General features: G+C 53.5%; 27 protein-coding genes. 11 read left to right on the plus strand and 16 right to left on the minus strand.

Annotated features, from left to right (window positions below):
- Positions 1 to 275: 275 nt before the first annotated feature.
- The 8 genes from AACW30_RS30530 to AACW30_RS30565 form a co-directional block, all read right to left on the minus strand.
- Positions 276 to 3,419 (minus strand): efflux RND transporter permease subunit, encoded by a 3,144-nt coding sequence (locus AACW30_RS30530; RefSeq protein WP_200624120.1) that lies wholly within the window; start codon positions 3,417 to 3,419, stop codon positions 276 to 278.
- Entirely contained in the window at positions 3,416 to 4,900 is a 1,485-nt protein-coding gene (locus tag AACW30_RS30535) for an efflux RND transporter periplasmic adaptor subunit (protein WP_200624121.1), read from the minus strand. The genes AACW30_RS30530 and AACW30_RS30535 overlap by 4 nt, the downstream gene beginning before the upstream one ends.
- Entirely contained in the window at positions 4,897 to 6,153 is a 1,257-nt protein-coding gene (locus tag AACW30_RS30540) for a TolC family protein (RefSeq protein ID WP_200624122.1), read from the minus strand. The genes AACW30_RS30535 and AACW30_RS30540 overlap by 4 nt, the downstream gene beginning before the upstream one ends.
- Positions 6,154 to 6,252: 99 nt before the next feature.
- Entirely contained in the window at positions 6,253 to 6,594 is a 342-nt protein-coding gene (locus AACW30_RS30545) for a hypothetical protein (protein WP_234452563.1), read from the minus strand.
- Positions 6,595 to 6,668: 74 nt separating this feature from the next.
- Entirely contained in the window at positions 6,669 to 7,607 is a 939-nt protein-coding gene (copD, locus tag AACW30_RS30550; protein WP_200624123.1) for a copper homeostasis membrane protein CopD, read from the minus strand.
- 3 nt (positions 7,608 to 7,610) lie between these two features.
- Positions 7,611 to 7,994, minus strand: a complete 384-nt coding sequence (gene copC, locus AACW30_RS30555; RefSeq protein WP_200624124.1) for a copper homeostasis periplasmic binding protein CopC — start codon at positions 7,992 to 7,994, stop codon at positions 7,611 to 7,613.
- A 359-nt stretch (positions 7,995 to 8,353) separates the two neighbouring features.
- Positions 8,354 to 9,742, minus strand: a complete 1,389-nt coding sequence (copS, locus tag AACW30_RS30560; protein ID WP_200624125.1) for a copper resistance membrane spanning protein CopS — start codon at positions 9,740 to 9,742, stop codon at positions 8,354 to 8,356.
- Positions 9,739 to 10,428, minus strand: coding sequence for a heavy metal response regulator transcription factor (locus AACW30_RS30565; protein ID WP_200624126.1), 690 nt, complete (start codon positions 10,426 to 10,428; stop codon positions 9,739 to 9,741). The genes copS and AACW30_RS30565 overlap by 4 nt, the downstream gene beginning before the upstream one ends.
- A gap of 206 nt (positions 10,429 to 10,634) precedes the next feature.
- On the opposite strand from AACW30_RS30565, the gene AACW30_RS30570 reads away from it, so the two are divergent.
- The 5 genes from AACW30_RS30570 to AACW30_RS30590 all read left to right on the plus strand — a co-directional run bounded on the left by AACW30_RS30570 (position 10,635) and on the right by AACW30_RS30590 (position 14,706).
- Positions 10,635 to 10,988, plus strand: a complete 354-nt coding sequence (locus AACW30_RS30570; protein ID WP_200624127.1) for a co-regulatory protein PtrA N-terminal domain-containing protein — start codon at positions 10,635 to 10,637, stop codon at positions 10,986 to 10,988.
- Between the two features lie 165 nt (positions 10,989 to 11,153).
- Positions 11,154 to 11,690 (plus strand): cupredoxin domain-containing protein, encoded by a 537-nt coding sequence (locus tag AACW30_RS30575; RefSeq protein ID WP_200624128.1) that lies wholly within the window; start codon positions 11,154 to 11,156, stop codon positions 11,688 to 11,690.
- 91 nt (positions 11,691 to 11,781) lie between these two features.
- Positions 11,782 to 12,027, plus strand: a complete 246-nt coding sequence (locus AACW30_RS30580) for a DUF2933 domain-containing protein (protein ID WP_200624129.1) — start codon at positions 11,782 to 11,784, stop codon at positions 12,025 to 12,027.
- Positions 12,028 to 12,029: 2 nt separating this feature from the next.
- A complete protein-coding gene (locus AACW30_RS30585) occupies positions 12,030 to 14,393 on the plus strand; it encodes a heavy metal translocating P-type ATPase (protein WP_200624130.1) in 2,364 nt (787 codons plus the stop codon).
- Positions 14,394 to 14,505: 112 nt separating this feature from the next.
- Positions 14,506 to 14,706: a heavy-metal-associated domain-containing protein gene (locus AACW30_RS30590; protein WP_200624131.1), complete on the plus strand. Its 201-nt coding sequence runs from the start codon at positions 14,506 to 14,508 to the stop codon at positions 14,704 to 14,706.
- Positions 14,707 to 14,736: 30 nt separating this feature from the next.
- On the opposite strand, the gene flgB is transcribed toward AACW30_RS30590, so the two are convergent.
- The gene (gene flgB, locus AACW30_RS30595; protein ID WP_200624132.1) at positions 14,737 to 15,150 is read right to left on the minus strand and encodes a flagellar basal body rod protein FlgB; all 414 of its coding nucleotides are present in this window, start codon (positions 15,148 to 15,150) and stop codon (positions 14,737 to 14,739) included.
- A 399-nt stretch (positions 15,151 to 15,549) separates the two neighbouring features.
- Here flgB and AACW30_RS30600 point away from each other — a divergent pair, with 399 nt between their 5' ends.
- From AACW30_RS30600 to AACW30_RS30620, 5 genes are all read left to right on the plus strand, one after another.
- A complete protein-coding gene (locus AACW30_RS30600) occupies positions 15,550 to 15,756 on the plus strand; it encodes a co-regulatory protein PtrA N-terminal domain-containing protein (protein WP_200624133.1) in 207 nt (68 codons plus the stop codon).
- A gap of 178 nt (positions 15,757 to 15,934) precedes the next feature.
- Positions 15,935 to 17,887, plus strand: coding sequence for a copper resistance system multicopper oxidase (locus tag AACW30_RS30605; protein ID WP_016963499.1), 1,953 nt, complete (start codon positions 15,935 to 15,937; stop codon positions 17,885 to 17,887).
- A gap of 12 nt (positions 17,888 to 17,899) precedes the next feature.
- Entirely contained in the window at positions 17,900 to 18,148 is a 249-nt protein-coding gene (locus AACW30_RS30610) for a hypothetical protein (protein ID WP_200624134.1), read from the plus strand.
- Entirely contained in the window at positions 18,120 to 19,184 is a 1,065-nt protein-coding gene (locus AACW30_RS30615; RefSeq protein ID WP_034116567.1) for a copper resistance protein B, read from the plus strand. The genes AACW30_RS30610 and AACW30_RS30615 overlap by 29 nt, the downstream gene beginning before the upstream one ends.
- A 129-nt stretch (positions 19,185 to 19,313) precedes the next feature.
- Entirely contained in the window at positions 19,314 to 19,781 is a 468-nt protein-coding gene (locus AACW30_RS30620; protein WP_200624135.1) for a DUF411 domain-containing protein, read from the plus strand.
- Between the two features lie 345 nt (positions 19,782 to 20,126).
- On the opposite strand, the gene AACW30_RS30625 is transcribed toward AACW30_RS30620, so the two are convergent.
- From AACW30_RS30625 to AACW30_RS30635, 3 genes are read right to left on the minus strand one after another with little or no spacing between them, the layout of a single operon-like run.
- Positions 20,127 to 20,309: a DUF1289 domain-containing protein gene (locus AACW30_RS30625; RefSeq protein ID WP_010565098.1), complete on the minus strand. Its 183-nt coding sequence runs from the start codon at positions 20,307 to 20,309 to the stop codon at positions 20,127 to 20,129.
- Positions 20,310 to 20,345: 36 nt separating this feature from the next.
- Positions 20,346 to 21,317 (minus strand): CDF family Co(II)/Ni(II) efflux transporter DmeF, encoded by a 972-nt coding sequence (gene dmeF, locus AACW30_RS30630; RefSeq protein WP_200624136.1) that lies wholly within the window; start codon positions 21,315 to 21,317, stop codon positions 20,346 to 20,348.
- 11 nt (positions 21,318 to 21,328) lie between these two features.
- Positions 21,329 to 21,604: a metal/formaldehyde-sensitive transcriptional repressor gene (locus AACW30_RS30635; protein ID WP_028621219.1), complete on the minus strand. Its 276-nt coding sequence runs from the start codon at positions 21,602 to 21,604 to the stop codon at positions 21,329 to 21,331.
- A gap of 359 nt (positions 21,605 to 21,963) precedes the next feature.
- Here AACW30_RS30635 and AACW30_RS30640 point away from each other — a divergent pair, with 359 nt between their 5' ends.
- Positions 21,964 to 23,280: an MFS transporter gene (locus tag AACW30_RS30640; RefSeq protein WP_200624137.1), complete on the plus strand. Its 1,317-nt coding sequence runs from the start codon at positions 21,964 to 21,966 to the stop codon at positions 23,278 to 23,280.
- A 35-nt stretch (positions 23,281 to 23,315) separates the two neighbouring features.
- Here AACW30_RS30640 and AACW30_RS30645 read toward each other — a convergent pair whose 3' ends face one another.
- The 4 genes from AACW30_RS30645 to AACW30_RS30660 are packed head-to-tail and all read right to left on the minus strand — an operon-like array spanning position 23,316 to position 25,949.
- Entirely contained in the window at positions 23,316 to 24,059 is a 744-nt protein-coding gene (locus AACW30_RS30645) for a TraX family protein (protein WP_200624138.1), read from the minus strand.
- Complete coding sequence (locus AACW30_RS30650) at positions 24,056 to 24,493, minus strand: YqaA family protein (protein WP_200624139.1); 438 nt, start codon at positions 24,491 to 24,493, stop codon at positions 24,056 to 24,058. Before AACW30_RS30650 ends, AACW30_RS30645 begins: the two co-directional genes overlap by 4 nt.
- Before the next feature lie 12 nt (positions 24,494 to 24,505).
- Positions 24,506 to 25,642 carry a nickel/cobalt efflux protein RcnA gene (locus AACW30_RS30655; protein WP_200624140.1) on the minus strand — a complete coding sequence of 379 codons (1,137 nt, stop codon included), beginning with the start codon at positions 25,640 to 25,642 and terminating at the stop codon, positions 24,506 to 24,508.
- 7 nt (positions 25,643 to 25,649) lie between these two features.
- On the minus strand, positions 25,650 to 25,949 hold the full coding sequence (locus AACW30_RS30660) for a metal-sensing transcriptional repressor (RefSeq protein WP_200624141.1): 300 nt from the start codon (positions 25,947 to 25,949) through the stop codon (positions 25,650 to 25,652).
- Positions 25,950 to 26,088: the final 139 nt, after the last annotated feature.

Here is a 26,088-nt window from a genome sequence, read left to right on the forward strand (position 1 = left end):
TTCAAGAGAGATCTGAGGGTGACGAATGCTGAGTCGCCTTTAAGCAGGATGCTTTTTTTGGCTCATCGAAATGGAGTGGTGGCAGCGTTCGTTTTTCTGGCAAGTGCTGGTGGGTAATGGCACTGACCACAGCGTATGTATCGAAATTAGCGAGTTTATGCAAAAGACATAAACTTGCTAATTTCGATACATACCGCGCGTAGGACTGATGAAAACGGGCTATGCAGCTCAAACGAGGCTGCAAGCGCAGCCCCTTTCGTATGCATTTTTACGCGTCAGTGCTTGCCAGGCTCAACGGACAAGTGTCGACGACGCATGAGGTGATAGGCCGCCGGGATCACAAACAGCGATAGCAAGGGTGCCGTAACCATACCGCCAATCATCGGGGCGGCAATGCGGCTCATAACCTCGCTACCGGTACCGCTTCCCAAAAGTATAGGTAACAAACCAGCGATAACCACTGCCACGGTCATAGCCTTAGGTCGAACGCGCTGGACAGCGCCTTCACGAATCGCGGCCATCAACCCGCGTTCTGTGTTGTCACCGAGGTCTTGACGCTCGGTCCATGCATTTTTCAGGTAGAGCAGCATGATCACGCCAAATTCGGCAGAAACACCGGCCAAGGCGATAAAGCCGACCCCGGTGGCAACCGACAGGTTGAATCCCAACAGATAGAGAAACCATGCCCCACCAGTCAGTGCGAATGGCAGAGTGGCCATGATCAGCAAGGCCTCATCAAAGCGAGAAAACGTTAGGTAGAGCAGCACGAATATGATCAACAGCGTGGCAGGCACCACCAGTTTGAGTCGTGCGTTGGCCCTTTCGAGAAATTCGAACTGTCCTGAGTAGCTCAGGCTCATACCGGGCTGCAACTTAACCTGCTCGCTGACGATCCGTCGAAGATCGGCGACTACTGAGGCAATGTCCCGGCCACGCACGTCGATATACACCCAGCCTGAAGGTCGTGCGTTCTCACTCTTGAGCATCGGCGGACCATCGCTGACCTTGATCTTCGCCACAGTGCCAAGGGTGATCTGACTACCCAAAGGTGTGTAGATCGGCAACTGCTCCAGGGCACCGAGTGAGTCACGCCACTCGCGAGGGTAACGGACGTTGATCGGGAAACGAGCCAGCCCTTCAATCGTCTCCCCGACGTTTTCACCGCCGATTGCGCCGGCCACGATCGACTGCACATCGGCAATATTTAACCCATAGCGGGCCGCAGCTTTACGATCTATATCCACGTCAATATAGCGGCCACCGGTCAGTCGTTCGGCCAACGCTGAACTGACACCTGGCACGTCCTTGGCCACACGTTCGACAGCTTGGGTTACGGCATCGATCTCCGTCAGATTGGTACCGGCAACCTTCACACCAATCGGGCTTTTGATACCGGTAGCCAGCATGTCGATGCGGTTACGAATCGGCGGTATCCAGATGTTGGTCAAGCCTGGGACACGCACCACTCGGTCCAGCTCCTCCACGAGCTTTTCCTGGGTCATGCCTGGCCGCCACTGTTCGTGTGGTTTGAATTGGATGGTGGTTTCGAACATTTCCAACGGTGCGGGGTCAGTCGCGGTTTCAGCGCGGCCGGCTTTACCGAAGACGTGTTCGACCTCTGGGACTGTCTTTATCAGACGGTCAGTCTGTTGAAGCAGTTGCGCGGCCTTCTGCGCCGATAATCCCGGCAGAGCTGATGGCATATAGAGCAGGTCCCCTTCGTCCAGCGGGGGAAGAAACTCACCACCCAGACGAGAGATCGGCCACAACGCGCTGACAAAGACCAGCAACGCAACCAGCAGCGTTACTTTGGGTCGACGTAACACGGCGTCCAGAGCGGGCTCGTAGATCCGGATCAGCCAACGATTTAACGGATTCTGCTGCTCATTGGGAATTCGTCCACGAATCCAATACCCCATCAACACCGGTACGAGAGTTACCGACAGTCCAGCCGCTGCGGCCATAGCGTAGGTTTTGGTGAACGCCAATGGACCGAATAGACGTCCTTCCTGAGCCTCCAGCGTGAACACCGGAATGAACGACAGGGTGATGATCAGCAGACAGAAGAATAATGCAGGTCCTACCTCGGCAGCCGCTTCGGTCATCACCTGCCAGTGATGCTCACCCTTGAGTTCCTCCCCAGGGTGGGCCACATGCCAGGCTTCTACCTTCTTGTGGGCGTTCTCGATCATCACCACTGCGGCGTCGACCATAGCGCCGATGGCGATTGCGATCCCACCCAAGGACATGATGTTGGCATTGATGCCTTGGTAGCGCATGACGATGAAGGCAATCAACACCCCCACTGGCAGGGAGATAATTGCCACAAGGGATGAGCGCAGGTGCCAGAGAAAGATCCCGCAGACCAACGCGACGACGATGAACTCTTCGATCAGCTTGTGGCTGAGGTTTTCCACGGCACGATCAATCAACTTGCTGCGGTCGTAGGTGGTGACGATTTCTACCCCGGCCGGCAGACTGCTTTTCAGCTCGTCGAGTTTGGTTTTGACCGCCGCAATGGTTTCACGAGCATTCTTACCGCTGCGCAGAATCACCACGCCGCCGACAGTCTCACCTTCGCCATCCAGTTCGGTGATGCCTCGACGCATCTCAGGCCCCAACTGAATCGTGGCAACATCGCCCAGAGTGACCGGCACACCGCCCGTGCCCAGTTTGAGTGGGATAGCGCGAAAGTCATTGAGCGTCTTCAGGTAGCCGGAAGCTCGTACGATGAACTCTGTCTCCGCCATTTCCAGCACGGCCCCACCGGTTTCCTGATTGGCCTTGCCGATCGCCTCGGTCACCTCAGACTGCGTGATACCCAAGTTCGCCAACTTAAGCGGATCGAGCTGGACCTGGTACTGTTTGACCATGCCACCCACGGTGGCCACTTCCGCAACGTTCGGCAGTGTCTTGAGCTCGAACTTGAGAAACCAATCCTGTAGGGCTCGCAGTTGCGCCAGATCGTGCCCACCGCTGCGATCAACCAGCGCGTACTGAAAAATCCAGCCAACCCCTGTGGCATCAGGTCCTAAGGCGGGCTTGGCACTGGCCGGAAGGCGACTCTGTATCTGGCTCAAGTACTCCAACACCCGCGAGCGGGCCCAGTACAAGTCAGTTCCGTCTTCGAACAGCACGTAAACGAAGCTGTCGCCAAAGAAGGAATAACCGCGCACAGTCTTGGCCCCAGGCACTGAGAGCATGGTGGTTGCCAATGGATAGGTCACCTGGTTCTCGACGATCTGTGGGGCTTGGCCTGGATAAGGTGTACGGATAATTACCTGAACATCCGACAGGTCTGGCAATGCATCGATGGGCGTACTTTGAACCGCCCAGATACCCCATGCCGTGACGAACAGCGTCGCCAGCAACACAAGAAAGCGGTTGGCCACCGACCAGCGAATAAGGGCCGCAATCATGGCTGGTTCCCAGAGCGTTCAAGACGCTCAACGCGCAGACCATCATCCGTCTGGCTGACAGCAATCCGAACCTTGTCGCCCGTTTTTAGGCCCTTCATCAGAGCTGGAGTGGCGAGAGGGAAAGTCATCGTCATGCCTGGCATACCCAATGTCTTGAAGGGACCGTGGGCGAGCGTGACTTCTTTGTCGTTGATCTCAACGATCTGACCATCGGCCTCATGCAAAGCTACGACGGTTACAGTAGATGGCGAAACGTCCAATGAGCTTGCGACAACGCCCTTGAGACTGGCCTCCGAGTCGAGCAGGAACTGGCCAGAGGTCACCACTTTCTGCCCCTCTTCCAAGCCTTTCAATATAGCCGTCTTGCCATCGTTATCCTGTCCTAACTGCACCTCCACCGGGCGATATCGACCAGCGTCTTCAGAGAGCATCACCAACGCACGTCGACCGGTACGAATGACGGCCTCGCTCGGCACCCACAAAACACTTTGCTCCGTCGAACGGTTGAGGCTTACCTGTGCGGTCAAACCTGGTCTGAGTCGACCATCCGGATTGGGTAACTCGACTCGAACGCGAAGTGTGCGACTGTCCGAACTGGTTTCCGGAAGAATCGCACTAACAACGCCCTTGAGCACAACTCCAGGGAACGCGGACAAACGCGCTTCAGCTGCTTGTCCTACGACGATTGACCCAGCTTCCGACTCTGGTACAGCCACGGCCAGCCAAACACTGCTCAAACCATTAACACGAGCCAGCGTCTCGCCTGCGGCCACCGTCATACCTTCACGCACACTCAGTTCTTGAAGCACACCACCGATAGGGGTGGTCAGAGTCAGGTTCGGCTGAACCTTGCCACTGCGCTCAACTTGAGCAATTAACGAAGTTGGCATTCCGGTAAGCCGCAATCGCTGACGGGCCGCTGTCAGCAAGCCAGCATCGCCAATACGCTTGAGGGCGAGAAATTCCTCCTGCGCAGCTGCCCACTCCGGCACCAAGATATCTGCCAAGGCGGCATTCGCCTTCAGCACATCACCAGGTGCATGGGCATACACGCGCTCGACAAAACCCGCCGTACGGGCCTGAATGACTGCAACGTCCCGTTCGTTGAAGGCCAGCACACCTACCACGTTCAGTGTCGAGTCAAATACGCCTCGACTGACGCTAGCCAGTCGCACACCAAGGTTCTGAGTCAGGCTTGGATCAATTCGAATGGCAGCGCTGTCCCCCTTGGTATCTGCGTATTGAGGGATCATCTGCATGTCCATGAAGGGTGACTTACCCGGTTTATCGAATTTCTGTTGTGGGTACATTGGGTCATACCAATACAGAACTTTTCGATCGGCAGAGGCTTTGGGTTCCTGATCCGACACGACACCAGCTACTCCGCTCATTCGCGGTTGAGCAAACCAGTAACCACCGGCAACACCCAGGGCAATCGAGATGCCGACGACTAAAGCCCCTTTCCAGACTTTAAAAATCATTGAGCGGACTCCCCGTAAGAGAAATACAGGCGAGCGCTGGTAAGAGCACGTTGCTCTTCAACGTCAATCTGCTTGAGACGGGCTTCGATGAGTTCGCGTCGAGCGGCCACAACCGAGTTCAAATCACCCTTGCCGGAGCGGTAGCTGGCCATGGTGAGTTCGACCTTTTCTTTAGCCAGCGGCAACAAGCTTTCCTGATTACGGTTGACTGCACGATTGAGGCGCTCGTAGTCGGCCAGCTCATCCTCCAGTTGCTGGGTATGCTCGCGTGACAGGGCTTCGCGCTCAGCCTCAAGTTGGTTTAGTTCGGCGTGCTTGGCCGCAATCTTGGGGTTTTGCCGAGAGTCAGGAAACAGCGGGAGATCCCATGAAAACTGCACGCTGACCATGTCACCGAATTGTTGGCGTCGATGCTGATAATCGAATTCCCAGCTCCAGTCAGATTGTTTTTCCGCCTCAGCTTCACGGATCTTGGCTTGTGCTTCACGGGTCATCGGCACAAAAGCCGCTAATTCGGGGTGATGTTGCAGCTTATGGGAGTAACCAGAGGTTTCGATGGGCCAATCAGGCAAGCTGCCCACCGGTTTGTCATTGGCGGCAGGGCCAATCCAGCGCTTGAGGGCAGCCCGGGCCTGTGCACGTTGGCGAACTAAATCATCCTGTTGCTCCGCCAGTTGAGCAGCTTCCTGTTTAGGTGTCACCGCATCGGCGGGTTGGGCGCGGCCACCCGCAATCTGAGATCTGACGGTATCGGTCAGAAGACGGTTTTCTTTGTAGAAGTCCTGGAACATCGCATCTTTACGCTCAACCGAGTAGCTACTGATCCAGGCCAATGCCGTGGACTGTCGGACGTTTAGACGCGCCACTCGGCGCTCGGCGGACGCTCGATCAACAGCCGCATCCGCGACCTCGATACGTGCTTTGCGCTTGTCGCTGTTGGGCATCTCCTGCCTGATCCCGACCACTTGCATGGTCATGAAGTCCTGGTCGATGCTCCATCTGTCGGGACCACCAATGGGGTAGTTCTGCACGCCCAGCAGCAACTTGGGATCTGGAAGTTCGCCAGCGGGAATGGCCGCGCTGGTGGCTGCTTGAATTTTGGCGTCTTGTGCGGTCAACGACGGTGCATTGTTTTCGGCCAGCCGCAAAGCTTCATCGAGTGTCAATGCGCCAGCGAGGCTCGGCAATGCCAGTACGCTTACCGCCAGGCCGGCCACGAGGGACCAACCTGTGCAATAGCACTTGGAGTTCATGTTCACGATTCCTGTGATGATCCACCGCGCGCTTCATAAGACATGCGCGCAGATATGCCATCCCGCTAACGCGGAATGAGGCTCAGTGTGGTACAGGAATCAAGTACGGGGCGGTCGCCATACCCCTGAAGGGGTTTGTACGAGTGGGAAATGGCTGGAGAAGGGCAGAACGAGAGGACTGGACAAGGTGATAGGAGGCTTGATGATCGAGACTTGCAGCATACCGCCAGTTTTGCATTCCTGACCCGGCTTACAAGGTTTGCCATGCTCGGTGGGACTTTTCATGTCGTGGCAGCAGTCTTGCCCCATACCATCCATCATCGCCATGCCCATGGTTCTCATCGGGCATGGTTCAGTCGATGCCTGAACACCCGCCATCCCACTGAGGGGAAGCGCCAAGCTAATCAGGAAAATCAGGCAAAACCGCAGATAGTATTTCATGGGCTGGAGTGTAGACGGTGCAAATGGCCCTTACAATTCACCCTTAAGACTCCTTTATTGGCTGCCACCAACCGCTATGCCGCGCTCATTTCCATTACTGGGCTTAAAGTACCTAACCATGCGACGAGACAAATAATGATGACTGCCATTGAAAATTCGAGCTTCATACTACGGCGCAAGGCATTGACCGCGACAGCATAGTCTCCATCTCGGACAGAACGTTCCAAGAGCGGGCTTAGGTGAAAGCGGTTGAGCGTCGCTAATACGATCATCCCGGCAAAGAGCAGGACCTTCAAAAATAGCAACTCGCCATAAGTGCTGAGCATCACCTCATCGAGATTTGGCCCAACGATAAATAGATAGTTCGCCACTCCCGTAATGCTGATGATCAATACAATCACTGCGCCGGCCGATTCAAACCCTGTCAGTACCCGAGCAAGAATTCGTGCTTCTCGCTCACCTTTCAGTGATTTCAAACGCAGCAGCAGGGCAAATGCCGCTAGCGCACCCAACCAACCGCCTGCGGCCAAAAGATGGAAGATGTCGCTAATAAAGTGCCAGTAGCGACGGCTTCCCTCGTCCATTGCTCCGTGTCCCGTCCATGCCAGCGTCGCTAGCGCAATCGCGCCACAGACAGTGACAATCCAAAGACTCAGTGTTGGAAAGCGCTTGTTCAGGGAAACGCCAATAATTGCCATCACCAACGCCCCTATTCGGACCATCCAGGTCAAACCGACGTCAGTCCCCATGAGAACCATTTGAAAAATATGGTGATGTAGCTCCATGAAGCCCGATACGCCACTCATTGCTTTCGCAAGCAACAGCATGGCTGCAAGGGACAGAGCTACACCTACAACAGATGTACCGTAAAGAAGCGACTCAAAATTCAAAACCGCTCCCGATACTCTTTCTTTACCCCTCAGGCTATAAAGACCGAAAATTGCCAGTCCAAATAAGAGCATAAGGTCGAAATAAAGAGCAAAGCGAACAGCGATATTTATTGAGTCGCTCATGAATCATTTCACTTTGAAGGAAAAGTTACCGGTAATCGGGTGAGTGTCCGATGAGACGGCACGCCATTCGACTTTATAAGTACCCGTGGTCAATGGCGATGCGGGCGTGATAACCATCGTCTTCGGATCACCGCCACCTGCAACGCCGGCTTTTACGCCCATAGGGGAGTTCGGCATGCCAGGCATATCGGTCATGATCAGTTTTGCACCAGAGAACTGAGTCGTTAGATTCTCAGAAAAGTGCAGTTCAATTTTAGAAGGAGCCGCCGCATCCGACCCTTCAGCGGGAGTAGAAGAAACCAGCTTTGGATGCGCCTGAGCAACTGCACTCAGAAGCAAACCCGCAGTCAGCGCAACAGCTACGGTGGTAGTTTTAAGGAATGACATGCAAGACTCCTCACAGCAAGAGCTGTTGGTTCTAGGTTTTTTAGGGAATATCTAGTTTTTACTTTTTGACGCTTGTTAAAGCCACTGGCGAATACCTAGCAGATTCCGTGTCCTAGGGCGGGCTGGACAGGAAGAAATCACAAGAACTCTAACGTCACAGTGCGAGTACACGATGCCACAGGAACGCAAACTATTCGATTACATTTCAGTCAGCTTGAGGTGGGATTTTGGACACTGATAAGCGCGTATACAGGGCCGAATACGTGACTCCCTTTGCGACGCGCCAAGAGGTTTCCGTCATCCACGAACGTTCCCTTTGAGCTAACCACATGCTGCTAGATATATATGATCAACGGGCCTTACGCCTTTTTTTCATCCGCACAAGGGAGTTCAATATGAAAGGCTGTTTTTCCGCTTGAAGACGTACACCAAATCTTGCCGTCATGCGCTTCTATGATTGATCGAGTGATCGACAAACCTAGCCCTGCATTGCTTGGGCTCCCTTCTCTGCGAGCCGGGTCCACGCGATAAAAACGATCGAACAACTTTTCAAGATGCTCAGGCGCGATTGGCTCTCCAGGGTTCTCCACGGAGACCGATATTGAAGTTCCCTTCTGCCGGATATCGACACTAATACACTCCCCTTCGGGGGTGTACCGGAGTGCATTTGAGAGCAGATTAGAGATGGCCCTGTCGAGCATAAGGACGTCACCTCGGACGCTCCCCCTCCCTGTGACTTTGAGGTCGATCCCTCGCTCATCAGCAAGCAAGCGGTAGTATTCGAGTAATTTCTCTACTACCGCTACCAGGTCTATCGGTTTGTTTTCATGTGTAATCAGACCGTTGTCTGATTTCGCCAGAAAAAGCATGTCATCAATCATCCGGCCCATACGTTTTAAATCATCAAGATTTGAGTACAGATTATCTTCGTAGTCCTCAATATTCCTTTTTCTAGATAAAACCACTTCAGTGTGAGTCATCAAATTACTGACCGGCGTTCGTAATTCGTGAGCAATGTCCGCAGAGAAGTTCGATAAACGAACAAACGCATCGTCCAATCTGGATAACATTGCGTTGAACGACAACACCATCTGCTGGAGCTCTTTAGGAACGGGACCTAACGGAATACGCTCTTTGAGTGATTTAGCTGACATTGAAGCCGCGACCTGAGTGACTAGGCGGATAGGCCGTAGGCCATTACTCGCGACCATCCAGCCCAGTGCAGCACTGACCAGCGCGCTGATCACCAGCCCTATCCAAAACCAGCGTTCAAGCGTCTCGAAGAAAGCCATATGTTGAGTAACATCAAAGATCAACATCACGGTCAATGGCTTGTCTTGCCCTGTCACAATGGCTTGTGCCGTCACTCCTCGAAATACCTGCTCCTCATCTCGCCACTCCCAGACATTGCTGTTTGTGATCGTTCGGTAGTCTTCCGGCACTACGATCGGACCAGGATCAGCAAACAAGAGCTTGCCGTCACCATCGATGATAAGGGCCGTCAAATCACGATGAGCACCAAGCAGCGCCTCCAGCTCGGGTTTAACATCACTGAACTGATCAATGCTATTCAACCCAGTCAAAATTCTTTGCGTCGAGTGAAGCTTTTCGTTCAGCGCCTGCTGATCCAGCATCTTGAAGTGATGCCGGCTGAGGTTGTTAAAACTGAGTCCGGCCACAGTGAGCACAGCGGTTACAGCAAGCATGAACATCAGGCTCATGCGGGTAGTCAGTGACATTCGCTTCATTCCGACCCCAAGTCCGGTGCGTCCAACATGTAACCCATCCCCCGAGAGGTGTGGATCAGCTTGACCTCAAAATCATCATCAATCTTCGCTCTGAGCCTCCTGACCGCGACCTCGATGACGTTGGTATCGCTGTCGAAGTTCATATCCCAAACTTGGGAAGCAATAAGTGACTTGGGCAGAACCTCGCCTCGACGACGGAGCAGCAATTCGAGTAACGCAAACTCTTTGGCTGTCAGATCTATGCGCTTGCCTCCTCGAATAACCCTGCGCTTGAGTAGGTCCACCTCCAGATCAGCCAATTTCATATAGGTTTGTGAGGGCGCACTAGTGCCGCGACGCAACAACGTTCGAACGCGTGCCAGCAGCTCTGAAAAGGCAAAGGGTTTAATCAGGTAATCGTCGGCCCCCAGTTCAAGCCCTTTTACTCGGTCCTCAACGCGGTCTCGCGCCGTGAGGAAGAGCACCGGAACATCTTTCCCGGATGCGCGCACTTTCTGAAGTACTTCCCAGCCATCCAGCCCAGGCATCATCACATCAAGAATCAGCAGGTCATACGCCTCGCTCAAAGCGTGCTGAAGCGCGTCTTGGCCATTGGTAAAGCGATCAACATTGAACCCCGCCTCAGTGAGTCCTTGCTGCAAATAGATACCTATTTTTGGTTCGTCTTCCGCAACCAGAAGTCTCATGGGGGTGGCTCTCAAATAATTGTGAGGCTGAGTCTGCAACGAAATGCTTCTGCCAACCAGCAACTGACAGAAAAGTAATATTGGCTTCAGGTAGTTGTCAGCGAGCGGTGTCTAGGGTTCAAACATGAGTACTTCCTGGTGCTCGACCGACTCTTCAGCATGAAACCTAGGGGGAGCCGGAAAATAAATCCATAAGGAGCTGTCCCATGAATAGCCTAAAAGTCCTTTTCTTTGTGAGCTCCATACTCGTCTCGGCTTCTGCGTTGGCTGAAGGTGGCGCAGACCGGATCGCGGAGCGTATGGAGAGCCTGCGCGACAAAGCAGAAGCAACCTTGGTACAAGCTGAAAAAGCCCCTGAAGGACAGCGCCATGTACACATGGCCGAGCATATGAAAATGCTGGGCGAAATCATGAGCCAGCTCCATCAAGATCACCCAAACGCATCAATGTCACCTCAGCAGCACCTTGCTTGGATGGAAAAACACGATGCTATGGTTGATGACGTTTTGAGCCAAATGCAGCGCGAGCACAAACTGATGCTTTCTGAAAACCATCAGTGACCAACCGGTCTCATTGGTTTTTCGAACCGGTCCTCTAAACACGGCGTCATTCGGACGCCGCGTTTTCTTTTGAAAACTGACAGAAATGTAGTGTTCAGGTCAGTTAAGTGGCAGCTCCGCCTCTTTAGCATAGCCAGTGATTCGCTCTTAACCCACGAGGTCACCATGAAAAATAAGCTTATTACCCCAGTTATTGCGGCAATCACCCTACTCTTCGGTGCTACGGCGATGGCCAGCGCAGGTCATGGGAAAGAGGATATTGGCCAGCCTGGAGTCGCCTCTGAGGTTACTCGCACGGTTGATGTGGAGATGGGTGATATTTTCTTCAAAACTAAGAACATCGACGTAAAGCCCGGTGAAACAGTTCGCTTTGTACTTCACAACAAAGGGGCGCTGCTGCACGAGTTCAATATCGGCCAGGCCGCTGCTCATGCGGCGCACCAAAAAGAAATGGCGAGCATGTTCCAGAATGGAACGCTTACACCCATCGGTGCTGGGAAGATGACGGGCAACATGGGCCACAGCATGGGAGGGATGAAGATGGTCGGGATGGAACACAACGACCCGAACAGCGTGCTGATCGAGCCAGGAGCAACCAAGGAGTTGATCTGGACCTTCAACAACACAGCTGGACTGCAATTTGCCTGCAATGTGCCAGGCCATTACCAGTCTGGGATGGTCGGTCAATTTGACTTGAACTAAACCTGAGCCGACCGCTAAAAGCGCGTCGACGCAAGAGTTGGCTACGCTCTGTGGCAGAGATCAGAGCAACTCGCACATTAGGGTTTAGATCATGAATAACCATCAGCATTCGGCTGGAAGCACCACCTCTCCATTCTGGAGGCGCAAAACAGGCGTTGTACTGATCATGCTCATTGCGATCGGTGCCTTCTACGTGGTGCGGGAACATTTCAGCCACGTTTATCCGTATTTGCCCTATCTCATTCTGTTGATCTGTCCATTGATGCATTTTTTTGGGCATGGACATAGCGGACATGACCATGGCGATCAGGCAGCAACCAACAAGGACGAGAAATAGCTATGCACACGACACCGAGCCACCACGATCACGATCACGGTCCCGCCCACGCTGCCTCGCCCCCTGACGGCGATATACGTGACCCGGTGTGCGGTATGACGGTTACGCCTCCAAGTAAATTTAGCGAGTCTTATCCGGGACAGATGTATCAATTTTGCAGCCAGAAATGCCAAGAGAAATTTCGGGCAGATCCAGAACACTACAGTGGCAGTCATCCCAGCACTGAACCCAGCATCGGCGCTACAGAGCCGGCGCTACAAGTAGCCACTGAATTTACCTGTCCTATGCACCCGGAAATAAGACAGCCAGGGCCCGGCAATTGCCCTAAATGTGGCATGACATTAGAACCGGTCATGCCCGTGCTTGATGAAGATGATCAATCTGAACTCCGGGATTTCACCCACCGCTTTTGGTGGTCGCTGCCTTTAACCGTGGTAGTGACCCTTCTAGCCATGGCGGGTCACTCATTACAACTGTTCCATGGTTCGGTCCAAAACTGGATCGAGTTCGCTCTTGCGACGCCGGTCACCTTATGGGCAGGTTGGCCCTTTTTTGTAAGGGCCATAGCATCTGTTAGAAATCGCGGTCCAAACATGTGGACTCTGATTGGTTTGGGTACTGCCGCAGCCTATCTTTACAGCGTCGCGGCAACCCTATTTCCCCAAAGTTTTCCCACCACCTTCATGCAAGATGGACGTATCGGCGTCTACTTCGAAGCCGCTGCGGTCATCATCTCGCTCACCTTGCTTGGGCAGATTCTTGAGCTCAAAGCACGTTCACAAACCTCCGCCGCCATTAAGTCCCTTCTAGGCCTGTCTCCCAAGACTGCACGCAAGATCAACGCCGATGGTCAGGAGGAAGACATTCCTCTTACCCATGTTCACTTGGGAGACCATTTGCGGGTCAGACCTGGTGAAAAGGTGCCAGTTGATGGCTCCGTACTCGAGGGAGAAAGTGCGGTGGATGAATCCATGCTCACTGGTGAACCGGTGCCGGTAATGAAAAGAGCAGGGGATAGTTTGATCGGCGCCACGCTTAATACTCATGGGAGCTTGGTGATGGAGGCGCAAAAGATCGGCGCCGACACCATGCTGTCGCAGATAGTACAAATGGTCGCTCTAGCCCAACGCTCCAAAGCGCCAATGCAACGAATGGCCGACTCGATTGCCGGTTACTTTGTGATGGGGGTTATCGCGATTGCGTTGCTAACACTCTTGGGCTGGGGGATCTTCGGTCCAGAACCTAGCTGGGTCTTCGGCCTGATCAACGCTGTCGCCGTACTTATCATCGCTTGCCCCTGTGCACTGGGTCTCGCAACACCCATGTCGATCATGGTTTCGACGGGTAAAGCCGCCAGTATGGGTGTGCTGTTCAGGGATGCCAGTGCCATCGAAAACCTTTGCAAGATCGACACACTGATTGTCGATAAAACGGGGACCCTGACAGAGGGAAGGCCGGTATTTCACAGTGTGGAGGCCACACCAGATTTCAATCCACACGATGTTCTTCAACTGGCCGCTAGCCTTGATCAAGGCAGCGAACATCCTTTGGCTCATGCCATCGTCGATCACGCCCGAACTGAAAATATTGCACTCACCAAGCCTGAATCGTTTGAGTCCGGCTCAGGGATTGGAGTCAGTGGCCTTGTTGATGGCAAGAAAGTACAGCTGGGCAACACTGCACTGATGGAAGCTGCCGGAGTGAGTACTAAGGCCTTACAATTCCGTGCAGAGTTGTTGCGCCTTGAAGGCATCAGCATCATCTATCTCGCCGTTGACGGAGCCTTGGCAGGGTTACTAGCGGTCTCAGACCCGATAAAACCGACATCCAAAGAAGCAGTCACCAAGCTTAAGGCTGATAACGTAAAAATCATCATGGCCACAGGAGACGGGCTCACCACCGCACGTGCTGTCGCCAAACAGATGGGTATTGAAGAGGTTCATGGTGAAGTGAAACCTCAGGACAAGGAGCGCCTGGTGGCGGACCTCCAGCAATCCGGTCGAAAGGTTGCCATGGCCGGCGACGGCATCAACGACGCACCGGCCTTGGCGCGAGCAGACGTGGGCATTGCCATGGGTACAGGGACTGACGTCGCGATGAATAGCGCGCAGCTCACGCTGGTAAAAGGCGACCTGATGGGGATTTTACGGGCACGAGCACTTTCGGTTGCAACGGTGAAAAACATGCGGCAAAACTTGGGATTCGCCTTCCTTTACAACTCAATGGGTATCCCCCTCGCCGCAGGCCTGCTCTACCCACTAACGGGGCACCTTCTGTCGCCAATGATCGCTGCGTTAGCCATGAGCGTCAGTTCTGCATCTGTAGTTTTCAATGCTTTGAGACTGAGGAATACCCGAATAGATTGAGCGTAACCGATGCTCGCAGCCCGTTAATACATAACCCTTGACCTTGCTATTGTGTCAACGTTGATGCTGGTGTTGCGGTGAAAAGAGACCGCTCAGCACAAGAGGAATAACCATGTTCGTCTTAAACGTATCAGGCATTGGTTGCGGTAGCTGCGTCAGCAAAATCACCAAAGCAATTCAGTCACTGGACAGCAAGGCTACGGTTTCCGTGGATCGCGCGGCAGGTAAGGTAACCGTTGAAAGCAGCGAAAACCCAGAGCAGGTCCGTAAAGCTGTGGAAGCACTGGGTTTCCCTTCCCAAATCAGCGCCTGAGGCGCTGATTCCATCGCTGGGTGAGGTTTATTAGTCACCTCTTAGAGCTTTGAGTAGCCCCTTAAATGCTCCATTCAATCGAGTAAAAGCAGTTTCGAAATGAATCGAATTTTCCGTATATTTTGCGACCTCGACCTGTTGATCCACAGTATTTTGATCAATGGAAGGTTGGTTCGGCGTGCTGTAAAGCAACGCGCCGCTATGAATATCACTTGCTAATTCGTTTACGGCAATATGTTTTGGGTTTGTTGTTTTCAAAGAGAACGGAGTAGCAAAACCTCCTTTTGTCTGGCTAGCCAGGACAGCGGAAAAGTCCAAATCTCTGGCCTTAAAATTAGGAGTGTCGGCATTAGCGATATTATTGCTAAGCACCTCAGCTCGTTGGCTGCGAAAAAGTAATGCTCTTTCTGCGGAGCCAAGCGCTTTTTCAAAATTAATACTCACCGGTGGCCACCTTTAGTTACGCTAAGTTACGCTGCCATTTAACATTCCCACCTATATCGAACACTCAAGTGCTTAACGTAGTGCATCCGAGTCGAGATACAATTCAAGTGCGAACGAAAAAACGTCAAACCTCCGCGAAAGTGACCGGAAGCTTACACAACCGCACAGGTAAGTTTTAAAGAATAAATGTCGGTTATGTGACGCTGGATGGCTTAGACCTTACGGACTAATCACTCTGTATCTCAAGAGAAATATCGCAACCTGACACAACTGTAATATTGGCCTAAGCTTCCTGTCAGGGGATGAGTCTTATAGTCCTATTGAGCCTCAAGCTCACCCCTTAGAGTCAACGATTGATGTGGATTCAGGGGGCATCAATACTCATCCGAGGAACCCCAAATGAATCCTATCAAAACCTTGTTCGTCATCGCTGCTCTGACCGTCTCTTCTTTGGCTATGGCCGAAGGCGGTGGTGACCGGACTTTCGCACGCATGGAAGTGGCCAGGAATAATTCGATGGAATCGTACCGAGTGGCTCAAACGCAAAATGCCCACCCCCCTGTCGCTGAAAGCAAAGCCAAGGCGATGGACCACAAGAATTGCTAAATAGCTGGGCCCTCCAAGCTGACAGAAATGTAATCACTGCGGTGGTTTAAATGTGGCAATTTCTGAGCTCGCTTGCCGTAAGAGTTTGTCTTTTGTGACGGTGGGCAAAGCTGATCCGGGCAACTCATGATCGGTTGTTTCGCACGGCTTCCCTTTTGACTGATTGGAAATAAACGGCATGCATTCCAAAACCTCTAGACGGACATTCGTAAAAGGCTTGGCCGCTGGTGGCATTCTCGGCGGCTTTGGCCTTTGGCGCACTCCTGTATGGGCGGTGACAAGTCCTGGTCTGCCGAGCGTACTCACCGGCAATGAATTTGATCTGTTTATTGGTGAAACCCCGGTAAACATCACCGGCTCGCCGCGAACAGCCATGACCATCAATGGATCATTGCCAGGACCTTTGCTGCGTTGGCGCGAAGGAGAGACGGTCACCCTGCGTGTAAAAAACCGCCTGGACCAAGACACCTCAATCCATTGGCACGGGATCATCCTGCCGGCCAATATGGACGGTGTACCTGGCTTGAGTTTCCATGGCATCGCACCCGACGGCATGTACGAATACAAGTTCAAGGTTCATCAGAATGGTACGTACTGGTACCACAGCCACTCGGGCTTACAGGAGCAGGCAGGGGTTTACGGGCCAATCGTTATCGACTCGAAAGAGCCTGAACCTTTTCAATACAACCGCGACTATGTGGTGATGTTGACTGACTGGACCGATGAAGATCCTAGTCGTGTCATGGCCAAGCTTAAGAAACAGTCGGGCTACTACAACCACCATAAACGCACCGTTGGTGATTTCATCGACGATGTCAGTAAGCAAGGTTGGTCAGCAACAGTAGCTGACAGGAAGATGTGGGCTGAAATGAACATGAGCCCAACCGACCTTGGAGACGTCAGCGCAGATACTTACACCTATCTCATGAATGGCCAGGCGCCCAACGGTAACTGGACCGGTATTTTCAAGCCGGGTGAGAAGCTACGCCTACGCTTTATCAACGGCTCGGCGATGAGCTATTTCGACGTCCGCATTCCTGGTTTGAAAATGACCGTTGTGGCCGCCGACGGCCAACACGTGAACCCAGTGAGCGTTGACGAATTCCGCATCGCCGTAGCTGAAACGTATGACGTGATCGTAGAGCCTGCCAGTGAAGAGGCTTACACCATCTTCGCCCAGTCTATGGATCGGACGGGTTATGCACGCGGAACCCTCGCACTTCGTGAAGGGCTAGTTGCTCAGGTACCTGCTATAGATCCACGTCCAATCGTCACTATGGATGACATGGGGATGGGCGGTATGGCTGGTATGGACCATGGCAGCATGGCCGGTATGGGCGGCGCCGAGAAGAAGTCAGGTGAAATGTCGGGCATGGCTGGCATGGACCACAGCAAGATGACCGGTATGGACCAAAGCGACATGACCGGGATGACCGGCATGGACAGCGGTGACATGACTAACATGGCGGGTATGGATCACAGCAAGATGGCGGGCATGGACAAAGGCGACATGTCCAGCATGGCCGGGATGGACCACAGCAAGATGGCTGGAATGGGTAGTGGTGATATGTCAGGGATGGCTGGCATGGGCGGTATGGGTGGAGAAATGCAGACACATCCTGCCTCCGAAACCAACAACCCCCTGGTTGACATGCAAGCCATGAATCCAACGCCAAAACTAAACGATCCTGGAATAGGCTTGCGGAATAATGGTCGTCGAGTGCTCACTTACTCCGACTTGAAAAGCACTTTCCAAGACCCTGACGGCCGCGAGCCAAATCGTACCATCGAGCTTCATTTGACCGGTCACATGGAGAAGTTTTCGTGGTCGTTTAACGGCATAAAATTCTCTGACGCCGAGCCGCTTCGCCTGAAGTACGGTGAGCGTCTGCGCATCACCTTGGTGAACGACACCATGATGACCCACCCCATCCACCTTCACGGTATGTGGAGTGACCTCGAGGATGAGAACGGCAAGTTCATGGTGCGCAAGCACACGATCGATATGCCGCCAGGTACCAAACGCAGCTATCGAGTTACCGCTGATGCCTTAGGCCGTTGGGCCTATCACTGCCACCTGCTTTTCCATATGGAAATGGGCATGTTCCGTGAAGTACGGGTTGATGAGTAAAGGAGACGATCTGTGAGCACATACCTTAATCGTAATTCCCTGGTGGGTTGCCTCTTTGCCATTGGCCTGCTGGGTGGACTCTCGTCCATGGTGCTGGCAGGGGAAAATGGCGGCGATCATTCAACCAATGTTCCTGCTACAGCAACGGACAAGCCAGCAATGACGGCGAACGATTCGAAGCTAGATCACGGGGCAATGGACAATAGCAAGATGAGCCATGAGTCGATGGATCATGACCAAAAAACCAAAAAGGCAGATTGAGATCATGACCAGTAAATTTTTACGCCCAACGTTGATGGCACTTGCAGTCTCTACCAGTCCTGCATTTTTCTTCATGGCCCAAGCTGCTGAGGAGATGGATCCGTCGATGGCGATGCCATCAAGTGCGGACGCGAAGCCTTCGACTGCGCAGAAATCCAAACCAGCCAAAGCAAAAGATGGCGCAATGGATCACTCCAAGATGGACCACGGCTCAATGGGAACTATGGACCATAACAAGATGGGGGCCATGGATCACAGCAAGATGAGCATGGACGACGGGCAAATGGACGGTATGGAAAGCATGGCTGGAGGGGCAACGACCACAAGCCGAACCCCTGTCCCCGTACTTACCGACGCTGACCGTGCAGCCGCCTTTCCAGATGTGGCAGGTCATGGTGTACACGACAAAAAAATCAACTCGTTCATCCTTCTGGATAAGTTTGAGTACCAAGACGCTGACAACGGGAGTGCGTTGGCCTGGGATGCCAAAGGGTGGATCGGCGGTGACGTTGATCGCCTGTGGCTGCGTTCGGAAGGTGAACGTACCAATGGCGTGACGGAAAACGCCGAACTCCAAGCACTCTGGGGGCACGCCATCGGTCCATGGTGGGATGTCGTCACGGGCGTTCGGCAAGACTTCAAACCCGGGTCGCCTCAAACATGGGGAGCGCTCGGTATTCAGGGCATGGCCCTCTATAACTTTGAAGCTGAAGCGACTGCCTATATCGGTGAAAACGGTCAAACCGCTGCTCGATTTGAAGGCGATTACGACATCCTGCTGACAAATCGCCTGATCTTACAGCCGACAGTCGAAGTAAACATGTATGGAAAAAATGATCCCCAGCGCGGCATAGGATCTGGATTGGCCAACACCGAAGTAGGGTTCCGGTTGCGTTACGAGATTGTTCGCCAATTCGCCCCTTATGTCGGGGTTACCTGGAATCGCTCCTACGGCAAGACCGCCGACCTGGCCAGCGATGAAGGGGAAAAGACCAACGAGGCTCGATTTGTAGCCGGTATTCGGATGTGGTTCTGAGTGGTTTGAGCAAAAGCCCTACGATTTTTGAATAACAGGGGGGCGGCTCCCCGACTCAAATATAATACCTTCAACCAAACCTTTGCAGCGGCATTCATCTCGCCGCCGCCAAGGGAAAAGGAAATATCCATGACAGGTAGCTTCCGACTCTCAAGTCGATTTCTGCGTATCGCAACGTTCGCCGCACTGTTCATCGGTTCAACCGCTCAAGCAGCACAGGCGTTGGCCATCGATGTTCACCGAGATGCTAACTGCGGATGCTGTAAGAAGTGGATTCAGCATCTTGAGGCCAATGGCTTCACCGTCATAGATCATGTAGAGACCAACATGAGTGCTGTCAAACAAGATCTGGGGGTCGCTCCACGACTCTCGTCTTGCCACACTGCGATGATCAACGGAAAGTTTGTTGAAGGTCACGTGCCTGCCGAGCAAATAATTGCGATGAGCAAACGTGACGACCTTCTCGGAATCGCCGCCCCTGGTATGCCAGCAGGTTCTCCAGGAATGGAAGTCGACGGAGTGCATGAGGTTTACCAGATCATCGGCCGGAACAAAGCTGGCACAGATCAGGTCATTGCTGAATACCCCGAAAACTAAACCCCCCGATCCCTCCCGTTACAGCATGGTCACCGTTCATGGCCATGCAGTGGGACTTGCTCTGTCGACATTATTCTCAAACAATTCGCCAAGGACGATCAGCAACAGTTGTACAGGCGCACTTAAACCACATCGGATAACCCCGCACCGCTGTCCTCAATAACAATTTGAGATGAGTTCAAGTAATTGGTGATGACGCCGTGCTCCGTATGCTGACACGCACTGCGCAGCAGATTGCTGACCGCGATAGTGATCGGTTTGGAAATGGCGTTGCCCCTCAGCTTGCCCTCCCAAACCAGGACATCTGTCTCGGCTGAAAAAGTTGAAAATGTAAATGACGGTGGTTTAAGAGTTCTTTTTTTGCAGGCTTTTCAGGCGCAGGGTCGCCCGTTGTACAGAGGCCATTTTTTCTGGACGCTTCATTCGTTTCCATTTTTTGATGTCTTCCTTGGTGCGACCGCAGCTGACGCACAGTTCGCTGTTCAGCTGGCAAACAGAGATACAGGGATTTTCGATGTCCTTGGCCATTGTTCAATTCCTCGTCGAACTCTACGTGCTACGGGTTCATTGCGAAGCAAGCACGGCGAGCTGATCGGGTGAATCAGCGACCAACTTCGTGCGGTACTCAACTGTCAAATGAGTGATCTCATGAACCGTTGCAAGCCGTTCTCGTATGTTTTCCGCATTCACTGCTGGGCTGCCCAGAACACTCACAATCGCAGCGCGGGCTTGCGGCCCCACCTGCCAGACATGAAGATCAATGATCGAAGCATCTCCCGGTTGCTCAACCAGTTCACGAATCTCTTCAGCGACATGATCATCTGTCTGATCGAGCAATACACCCGCAGTCACCCGCATCAACGACCAAGCCCAGCGCGCAATGACAACTGCACCCACAATCCCCATTGCAGGATCGAGCCATACCCAGCCAAGGTATCGACCAGCAAGCAGTGCTGCGATGGCCAGAACCGAAGTCAGTGCATCTGCAATGACGTGAACGTAAGCAGAGCGCAAATTATTGTCGTGACCATGCGCATGGTGAGATTCATCGTGGCCGTGGTCATGCCCATGGTGATGATCATGACCACCAGACAGCAAAAGCGCGCTCACCACATTCACTGCTAATCCTACAATTGCGATAAAAGTCGCTGTTCCGAATTGCACTTGAGTCGGTTGAAAGAGACGAAATAGCGACTCTCCGGCAATTCCCAAGGAGACCAGTCCCAAAATCAGAGCAGAGGCGAAGCCACCCAGGTCTCCCACCTTGCCAGTTCCAAAACTGTAGCGCGCACTTGAGGCATGTCTTTTTGCGTAACCGTAAGCAGCTGCGGCTATGCCAAGTGCTCCGGCGTGCGTTGCCATGTGAAAACCATCTGCCAGCAATGCCATTGAGCCAGTGAGATAACCGGCAGTGATTTCAGCAACCATCATTACGACGGTCAGAGCCACTACCCACAAGGTTCGCTTGGCGTTTTCTTCATGTGATTTCCCAAGGAACATATGGTCGTGGGAATAGTCGATGTACGCATTACTCATTTGGGTAAATCCTATTTGGAATACCGGCGAATGGCTTCGAGAAGCTCATCGACGCCTTTCGCTCTTTCTTCGTTGCTGAGTGTCGGATTCGCGACGTGTTCACGAGCGTGGTCTTCGATGATTTCATCCATCAGCCCATTGATAGCGCCACGGGTCGAAGCGACCAAAAGCAAGGTTTTCGAGCAGTCATCATCAGAGTCGAGTGCTCGCTCAATCGCCTGGATTTGCCCAGCGATTCGCTTCACGCGCTTAAGAAGATTGTCTTTGCTCGATCTCACATGACCCATACCATACCCCCCCTACCTATAATAAAAATATGATCACACGTTCCAACTAGCCATACAACCCAGGGAGGAAATACATCCGACCGGCAGCGTTGCAGCATTTGAACGCTGCAATCGAAACATTGAGCACGTCGCCTCGCCTTGCAGAACCAGTACAAGCCGTATGGGCAGGCCCGCACTCCAGTAATTCAATAGATAACGTATCGCCTATTTCTTGAGCTGCCATGGTCTATGGTTTAGGATCGAACCATATCCCCCCTGGGAGGATGCTCGCGCTCTTTAGAGACGAAACCAGCTGATTGCGTCTGTTCGTAAAAAGTCGGTAGCCACCTGCTTACGCACTTCGCCAATTGAGATATTTCATGTTGAAAATCTTAGCCAACCGAACCTACCGTCATCTCTTTCTCGCCCAAGTGATCGCGCTCGTAGGTACTGGTCTTGCCACAGTCGCGCTGGGCCTACTGGCGTTCGATCTCGCAGGAGCCCAAGCGGGCGCTGTCCTCGGTACGGCGTTAGCGATCAAAATGACGGCCTACATCGGCGTAGCCCCCATTGCAGCCGCTTTTGCAGAGCGCCTACCCCGTCGGGCAATGCTGGTATCGCTGGATCTGGTGCGAGCACTGGTCGCGCTCGCTCTGCCGTTTGTGACGGAAGTCTGGCAGATTTACGTTCTGATTTTTGTTCTCCAGTCAGCCTCGGCAGCGTTTACCCCTACGTTCCAGGCGACCATTCCAGACATCCTGCCCGACGAGGACGACTACACCCGCGCCTTGTCGCTATCGCGTCTGGCCTACGATCTCGAAAGTGTCGCCAGCCCGATGCTCGCCGCCACGTTGCTGACCGTGATCAGCTTTCATAACCTGTTCGCCGGCACCGTCATCGGGTTTCTCGCCTCGGCGGCCCTTGTCTCCACAGTGCTTCTGCCAAAGGCGAAGCCAACGCCGCGACGGAGCATCTACGAACGAACCACCCGAGGCATGCGTATATTCCTGGCCACACCTCGCTTGCGAGGGCTGTTGGCTCTCAATCTGACGGTAGCGGCCGCCAGTGCGATGGTCATCGTCAACACGGTGGTGCTGGTGCAGTCTCGCTTCGCTCTACCGCAGAGTTCTACGGCATTGGCGCTGGCTGCGTTTGGTGGCGGCTCGATGGTCGCGGCCCTGGTCTTGCCTCGACTCTTGAAAAACATCAAAGACCGAACGGCCATGCTGTTTGGCGGAGGAATATTGGTCGCGGGTTTAGCGGTTGGCATCAACCTGACCACCTATAACTTACTGCTGCCGCTGTGGATGGTGCTCGGGCTTGGCTACTCCCTAGCCCAGACTCCGAGCGGTCGACTGTTGCGTCGCTCGGCACATGCCGAAGATCGCCCGGCGTTGTTTGCCGCCCAATTTGCTCTATCCCATGCCTGCTGGTTGATTACCTACCCATTGGCGGGATGGCTGGGTGCCAATATCAGCCTCACCGCATCGTTTGTTGGGCTAGCTGTCGTGGCAGGCAGCGCACTGGTGATCAGCATGGTGATCTGGCGCCCTGCTCATGACCAAGAGACGATAAAACACACCCATGAGAACCTGTCAGACGATCACACACACCTAAAAGGTCAGGATGGCGTCGATCACGAACACCCGTATGTGATCGATGATCAGCATCGCCGATGGCCAGATAGACGTCAGTGAGTTCCTAGGATCTGCTAAGGCTGGTTGGTCAGCCTTCAGACCAGAAGACGTAGCGCTTGCAGAGCGACAAGATGGCCAGGATAGAACCAATAACCCCATTGCCGCACAGGCCAGACCTTGAAGATGAATGTTTGACGTAGAAGCCAGAGTCCAATCAGGGGGGCAACGAACGCAGTGCTCAAAGCCAACATTGAATAGATTTCCAAGTCCAACGCCCTGGTTACGATGCTACTGCGGGTATTGCTCAACAGGCATAGAGCCGCTGGCAGCAACCAAAGAGCACCGGGGGTTTTTATTGCTACTAAGACAGCCGCTGGAACAAGTGAACCGTAGAAGCCGTACATCAGAGAATCATCCAGCACGTAGGCAACAGCGGCGGCCATCAACGCGATAGCGCCGCTCAACAAGGTGCGATGTTGCCATCCCAAGGCAATCACCAGCCCCAATGCAAGCGTCACCAACACATTGAATGATCCCGAGGTGCTGATGTAGCGATAAAGCACTTCTGAAATGGCGGCAAAAAACAGCATCAACGCAAGGTATCGACCATTCGTCGCCGTCAGCAATTCGCCCGGTTTGGAGCGCGCTACGTTGGCCGCAATGGCGACACAGAACAGCGGAAAGGAAAGCCTACCCGGAATGAACAGGTTGCTCATTTCCGGCCACACCAATCGTAAGTGGTCGATAACCATTGTGAGCATTGCCAGCCACTTGATCAGATCCAGGCTACTGCTTCGACTCTTGAGTGGGGAGAGCGGGGTTGTATGAGCCGTCTTCATGTCCACCCCAGCGTGACGGCGGTCAGCACGAGATAACGCATGCCCTTGGCAAGGGTGACGATCAGTAGGAAACTCCAGAGTGGTTCGCGCATGACTCCGGCGACTACCGTCAGCGGATCGCCAATGATGGGCACCCAGCTCAGCAACAGTGACCAGCGCCCGTAGCGCAGATAGGAGTGCTGGGCTTTTTCTAACTTGCTCTCGCTCAAGGGGAACCAGGGCTTATGGCGGAATCGCTCAACAGAACGGCCCAGAAGCCAGTTCAGTGCGGAGCCAAGAACGTTGCCAAAAGTGGCGACCGCCAAGAGTGTAGATACGACGTATCGGTCGGAGAGCAACATTCCGACCAGCACGGCTTCAGACTGTATTGGCAATAACGTGGCGGCACCGAATGCAGCCAGGAAAAGGCCAACGTAGCTGGTGAGTTCGAACACTCAGACGTCGCCTTATGCGTTCAGGCCGATCCAGCCATGGAAGCCAACGTACAGACCAACACCGATGATCAGCACGCTGGACAGATAAGGGGCTCGACGCGCGACGGTGCCCATCCAAGGCCAGCGGTTGGAGGCCTGCTTGGCGCCAATTGCGGCGGCTGCACCGACGGTTACCAGTGTGAGCGCCAGACCAATACTGAAGCACAGGACTAGCACGCCACCCAACGCGACTTCTTTGACCTGAAGGCAGAGCAGCAGAACAGTAATGGCCGCTGGGCAAGGAATGAGCCCCCCCGTCAAACCGAACATGATGATCTGTCCCGTGGTGACCTCACGATTGGTGAATCGCTTGCGGATATCGTTGGCATGGGCACGCTCATGCGCATCCTGATAACCATCAATCGATAACTCCAACCCTTCCAGTTCTGAATGCGCGTGCCCGTGATCATGCTCCTGGAATTCCAAGTCGTAATCATGGGAATGGCCGGCATGGCCCAGACTCAAGCGTGCACTGAATTCATGGGGTTCCGGGATATTGACCGTAGACTCCAGGAAACCTTCGCGCTCAACAAATGAGAAGGTTTGCGTAATGCCATCAGGGCGGGTCGTCATCAAGCGAACGTCTGATGCTGACCAAGTATGCCCACTCAACGTTTTCACACGCCAGTGGGGAGGTATCCCCTCCTCGAATATCGACAGTTCTACGCGGCCATGGCCGGTATCAATTCGATGGGTTTCATCATGATGACCATGGTTATGCTCACCGTGGTGGTGATCATCACCTTGCTCGAACTCGAACATCTGCTCACCACGCCAGGTACGCCACAGCATCCAGAGCGCAATCATAATGATCAGGGCAGAGGACGCGAGCTGGAAGTACGGCTCCGTGGTTTGAGCGTCCAGGCCTTTGCCCAGATACATACCGCCGATGGCGACCAACCACACTACAGCGGTGTGCGACAGCGTCGCGGCCAGGCCCAACAATACGGCCTGTTTTACCGAGCCCCGGATGGCCACGATAAAGGCCGCCATCATGGTTTTTGAGTGGCCTGGTTCCAGGCCATGCAAGGCTCCGAGCAGAATGGCACTCGGAAAGTACAGCCAGGCGTGAGAACCACCCTGTTGCAAGAGTTCAGCGAAGTTGGGCATGTCAGACCTAGAGGTACTTGGTGATTTGTTTGAAAGCTTCTAGCGGAGCGCGCTCGCCGTTGTTCAGGGCCGACACGGTGTCCTCCAGACAGTGATCAATGTGATCCTGGATGAGCGTTCGCTTGGCCTGACATACTGCCTTCTCAACGGCATGCAACTGCTGAGCAATGTCCACACACTCACGACCCTCTTCGATCATGGTGATGATGCCGCGTAAATGGCCGTCCGCCCGCTTGAGGCGCTTAATGATTGCCTCGTGACTTTGGTGGGTGTGGGGATGGCTATGTTCGTGTTCTTGCTCACTCATGACTTGAGCCTCGGGCCTCAATGAATTACGCTGGCATCCTATCCCCCCCAGGGGGATATGGTCAAACGTATTGCGAACACGACAAACGAGTTAGAACCCCGGACACTATGCTCAGCAGATCCCTGACAACGACAGTGGT

The organism is Pseudomonas sp. MF6747 (assembly GCF_963890955.1).
In the GTDB taxonomy this organism is placed as follows: Bacteria; Pseudomonadota; Gammaproteobacteria; order Pseudomonadales; family Pseudomonadaceae; genus Aquipseudomonas.

What these genes read in the sequence shown, in the direction of transcription:
- AACW30_RS30540 (WP_200624122.1), bottom strand. Translation starts at nt 6,153, where the DNA reads ATGAACTCCAAGTGCTATTGCACAGGTTGGTCCCTCGTGGCCGGCCTG.
- AACW30_RS30600 (WP_200624133.1), top strand. Translation starts at nt 15,550, where the DNA reads ATGAATCCTATCAAAACCTTGTTCGTCATCGCTGCTCTGACCGTCTCT.
- AACW30_RS30530 (WP_200624120.1), bottom strand. Translation starts at nt 3,419, where the DNA reads ATGATTGCGGCCCTTATTCGCTGGTCGGTGGCCAACCGCTTTCTTGTG.
- AACW30_RS30655 (WP_200624140.1), bottom strand. Translation starts at nt 25,642, where the DNA reads ATGCCCAACTTCGCTGAACTCTTGCAACAGGGTGGTTCTCACGCCTGG.
- copC (WP_200624124.1), bottom strand. Translation starts at nt 7,994, where the DNA reads ATGTCATTCCTTAAAACTACCACCGTAGCTGTTGCGCTGACTGCGGGT.
- AACW30_RS30645 (WP_200624138.1), bottom strand. Translation starts at nt 24,059, where the DNA reads ATGAAGACGGCTCATACAACCCCGCTCTCCCCACTCAAGAGTCGAAGC.
- AACW30_RS30580 (WP_200624129.1), top strand. Translation starts at nt 11,782, where the DNA reads ATGAATAACCATCAGCATTCGGCTGGAAGCACCACCTCTCCATTCTGG.
- AACW30_RS30575 (WP_200624128.1), top strand. Translation starts at nt 11,154, where the DNA reads ATGAAAAATAAGCTTATTACCCCAGTTATTGCGGCAATCACCCTACTC.
- AACW30_RS30620 (WP_200624135.1), top strand. Translation starts at nt 19,314, where the DNA reads ATGACAGGTAGCTTCCGACTCTCAAGTCGATTTCTGCGTATCGCAACG.
- dmeF (WP_200624136.1), bottom strand. Translation starts at nt 21,317, where the DNA reads ATGAGTAATGCGTACATCGACTATTCCCACGACCATATGTTCCTTGGG.
- AACW30_RS30660 (WP_200624141.1), bottom strand. Translation starts at nt 25,949, where the DNA reads ATGAGTGAGCAAGAACACGAACATAGCCATCCCCACACCCACCAAAGT.
- copS (WP_200624125.1), bottom strand. Translation starts at nt 9,742, where the DNA reads ATGAAGCGAATGTCACTGACTACCCGCATGAGCCTGATGTTCATGCTT.
- AACW30_RS30605 (WP_016963499.1), top strand. Translation starts at nt 15,935, where the DNA reads ATGCATTCCAAAACCTCTAGACGGACATTCGTAAAAGGCTTGGCCGCT.
- AACW30_RS30545 (WP_234452563.1), bottom strand. Translation starts at nt 6,594, where the DNA reads ATGAAATACTATCTGCGGTTTTGCCTGATTTTCCTGATTAGCTTGGCG.
- AACW30_RS30615 (WP_034116567.1), top strand. Translation starts at nt 18,120, where the DNA reads ATGACCAAAAAACCAAAAAGGCAGATTGAGATCATGACCAGTAAATTT.
- AACW30_RS30640 (WP_200624137.1), top strand. Translation starts at nt 21,964, where the DNA reads ATGTTGAAAATCTTAGCCAACCGAACCTACCGTCATCTCTTTCTCGCC.
- AACW30_RS30625 (WP_010565098.1), bottom strand. Translation starts at nt 20,309, where the DNA reads ATGGCCAAGGACATCGAAAATCCCTGTATCTCTGTTTGCCAGCTGAAC.
- AACW30_RS30635 (WP_028621219.1), bottom strand. Translation starts at nt 21,604, where the DNA reads ATGGGTCATGTGAGATCGAGCAAAGACAATCTTCTTAAGCGCGTGAAG.
- AACW30_RS30570 (WP_200624127.1), top strand. Translation starts at nt 10,635, where the DNA reads ATGAATAGCCTAAAAGTCCTTTTCTTTGTGAGCTCCATACTCGTCTCG.
- AACW30_RS30590 (WP_200624131.1), top strand. Translation starts at nt 14,506, where the DNA reads ATGTTCGTCTTAAACGTATCAGGCATTGGTTGCGGTAGCTGCGTCAGC.
- AACW30_RS30585 (WP_200624130.1), top strand. Translation starts at nt 12,030, where the DNA reads ATGCACACGACACCGAGCCACCACGATCACGATCACGGTCCCGCCCAC.
- AACW30_RS30565 (WP_200624126.1), bottom strand. Translation starts at nt 10,428, where the DNA reads ATGAGACTTCTGGTTGCGGAAGACGAACCAAAAATAGGTATCTATTTG.
- copD (WP_200624123.1), bottom strand. Translation starts at nt 7,607, where the DNA reads ATGAGCGACTCAATAAATATCGCTGTTCGCTTTGCTCTTTATTTCGAC.
- AACW30_RS30535 (WP_200624121.1), bottom strand. Translation starts at nt 4,900, where the DNA reads ATGATTTTTAAAGTCTGGAAAGGGGCTTTAGTCGTCGGCATCTCGATT.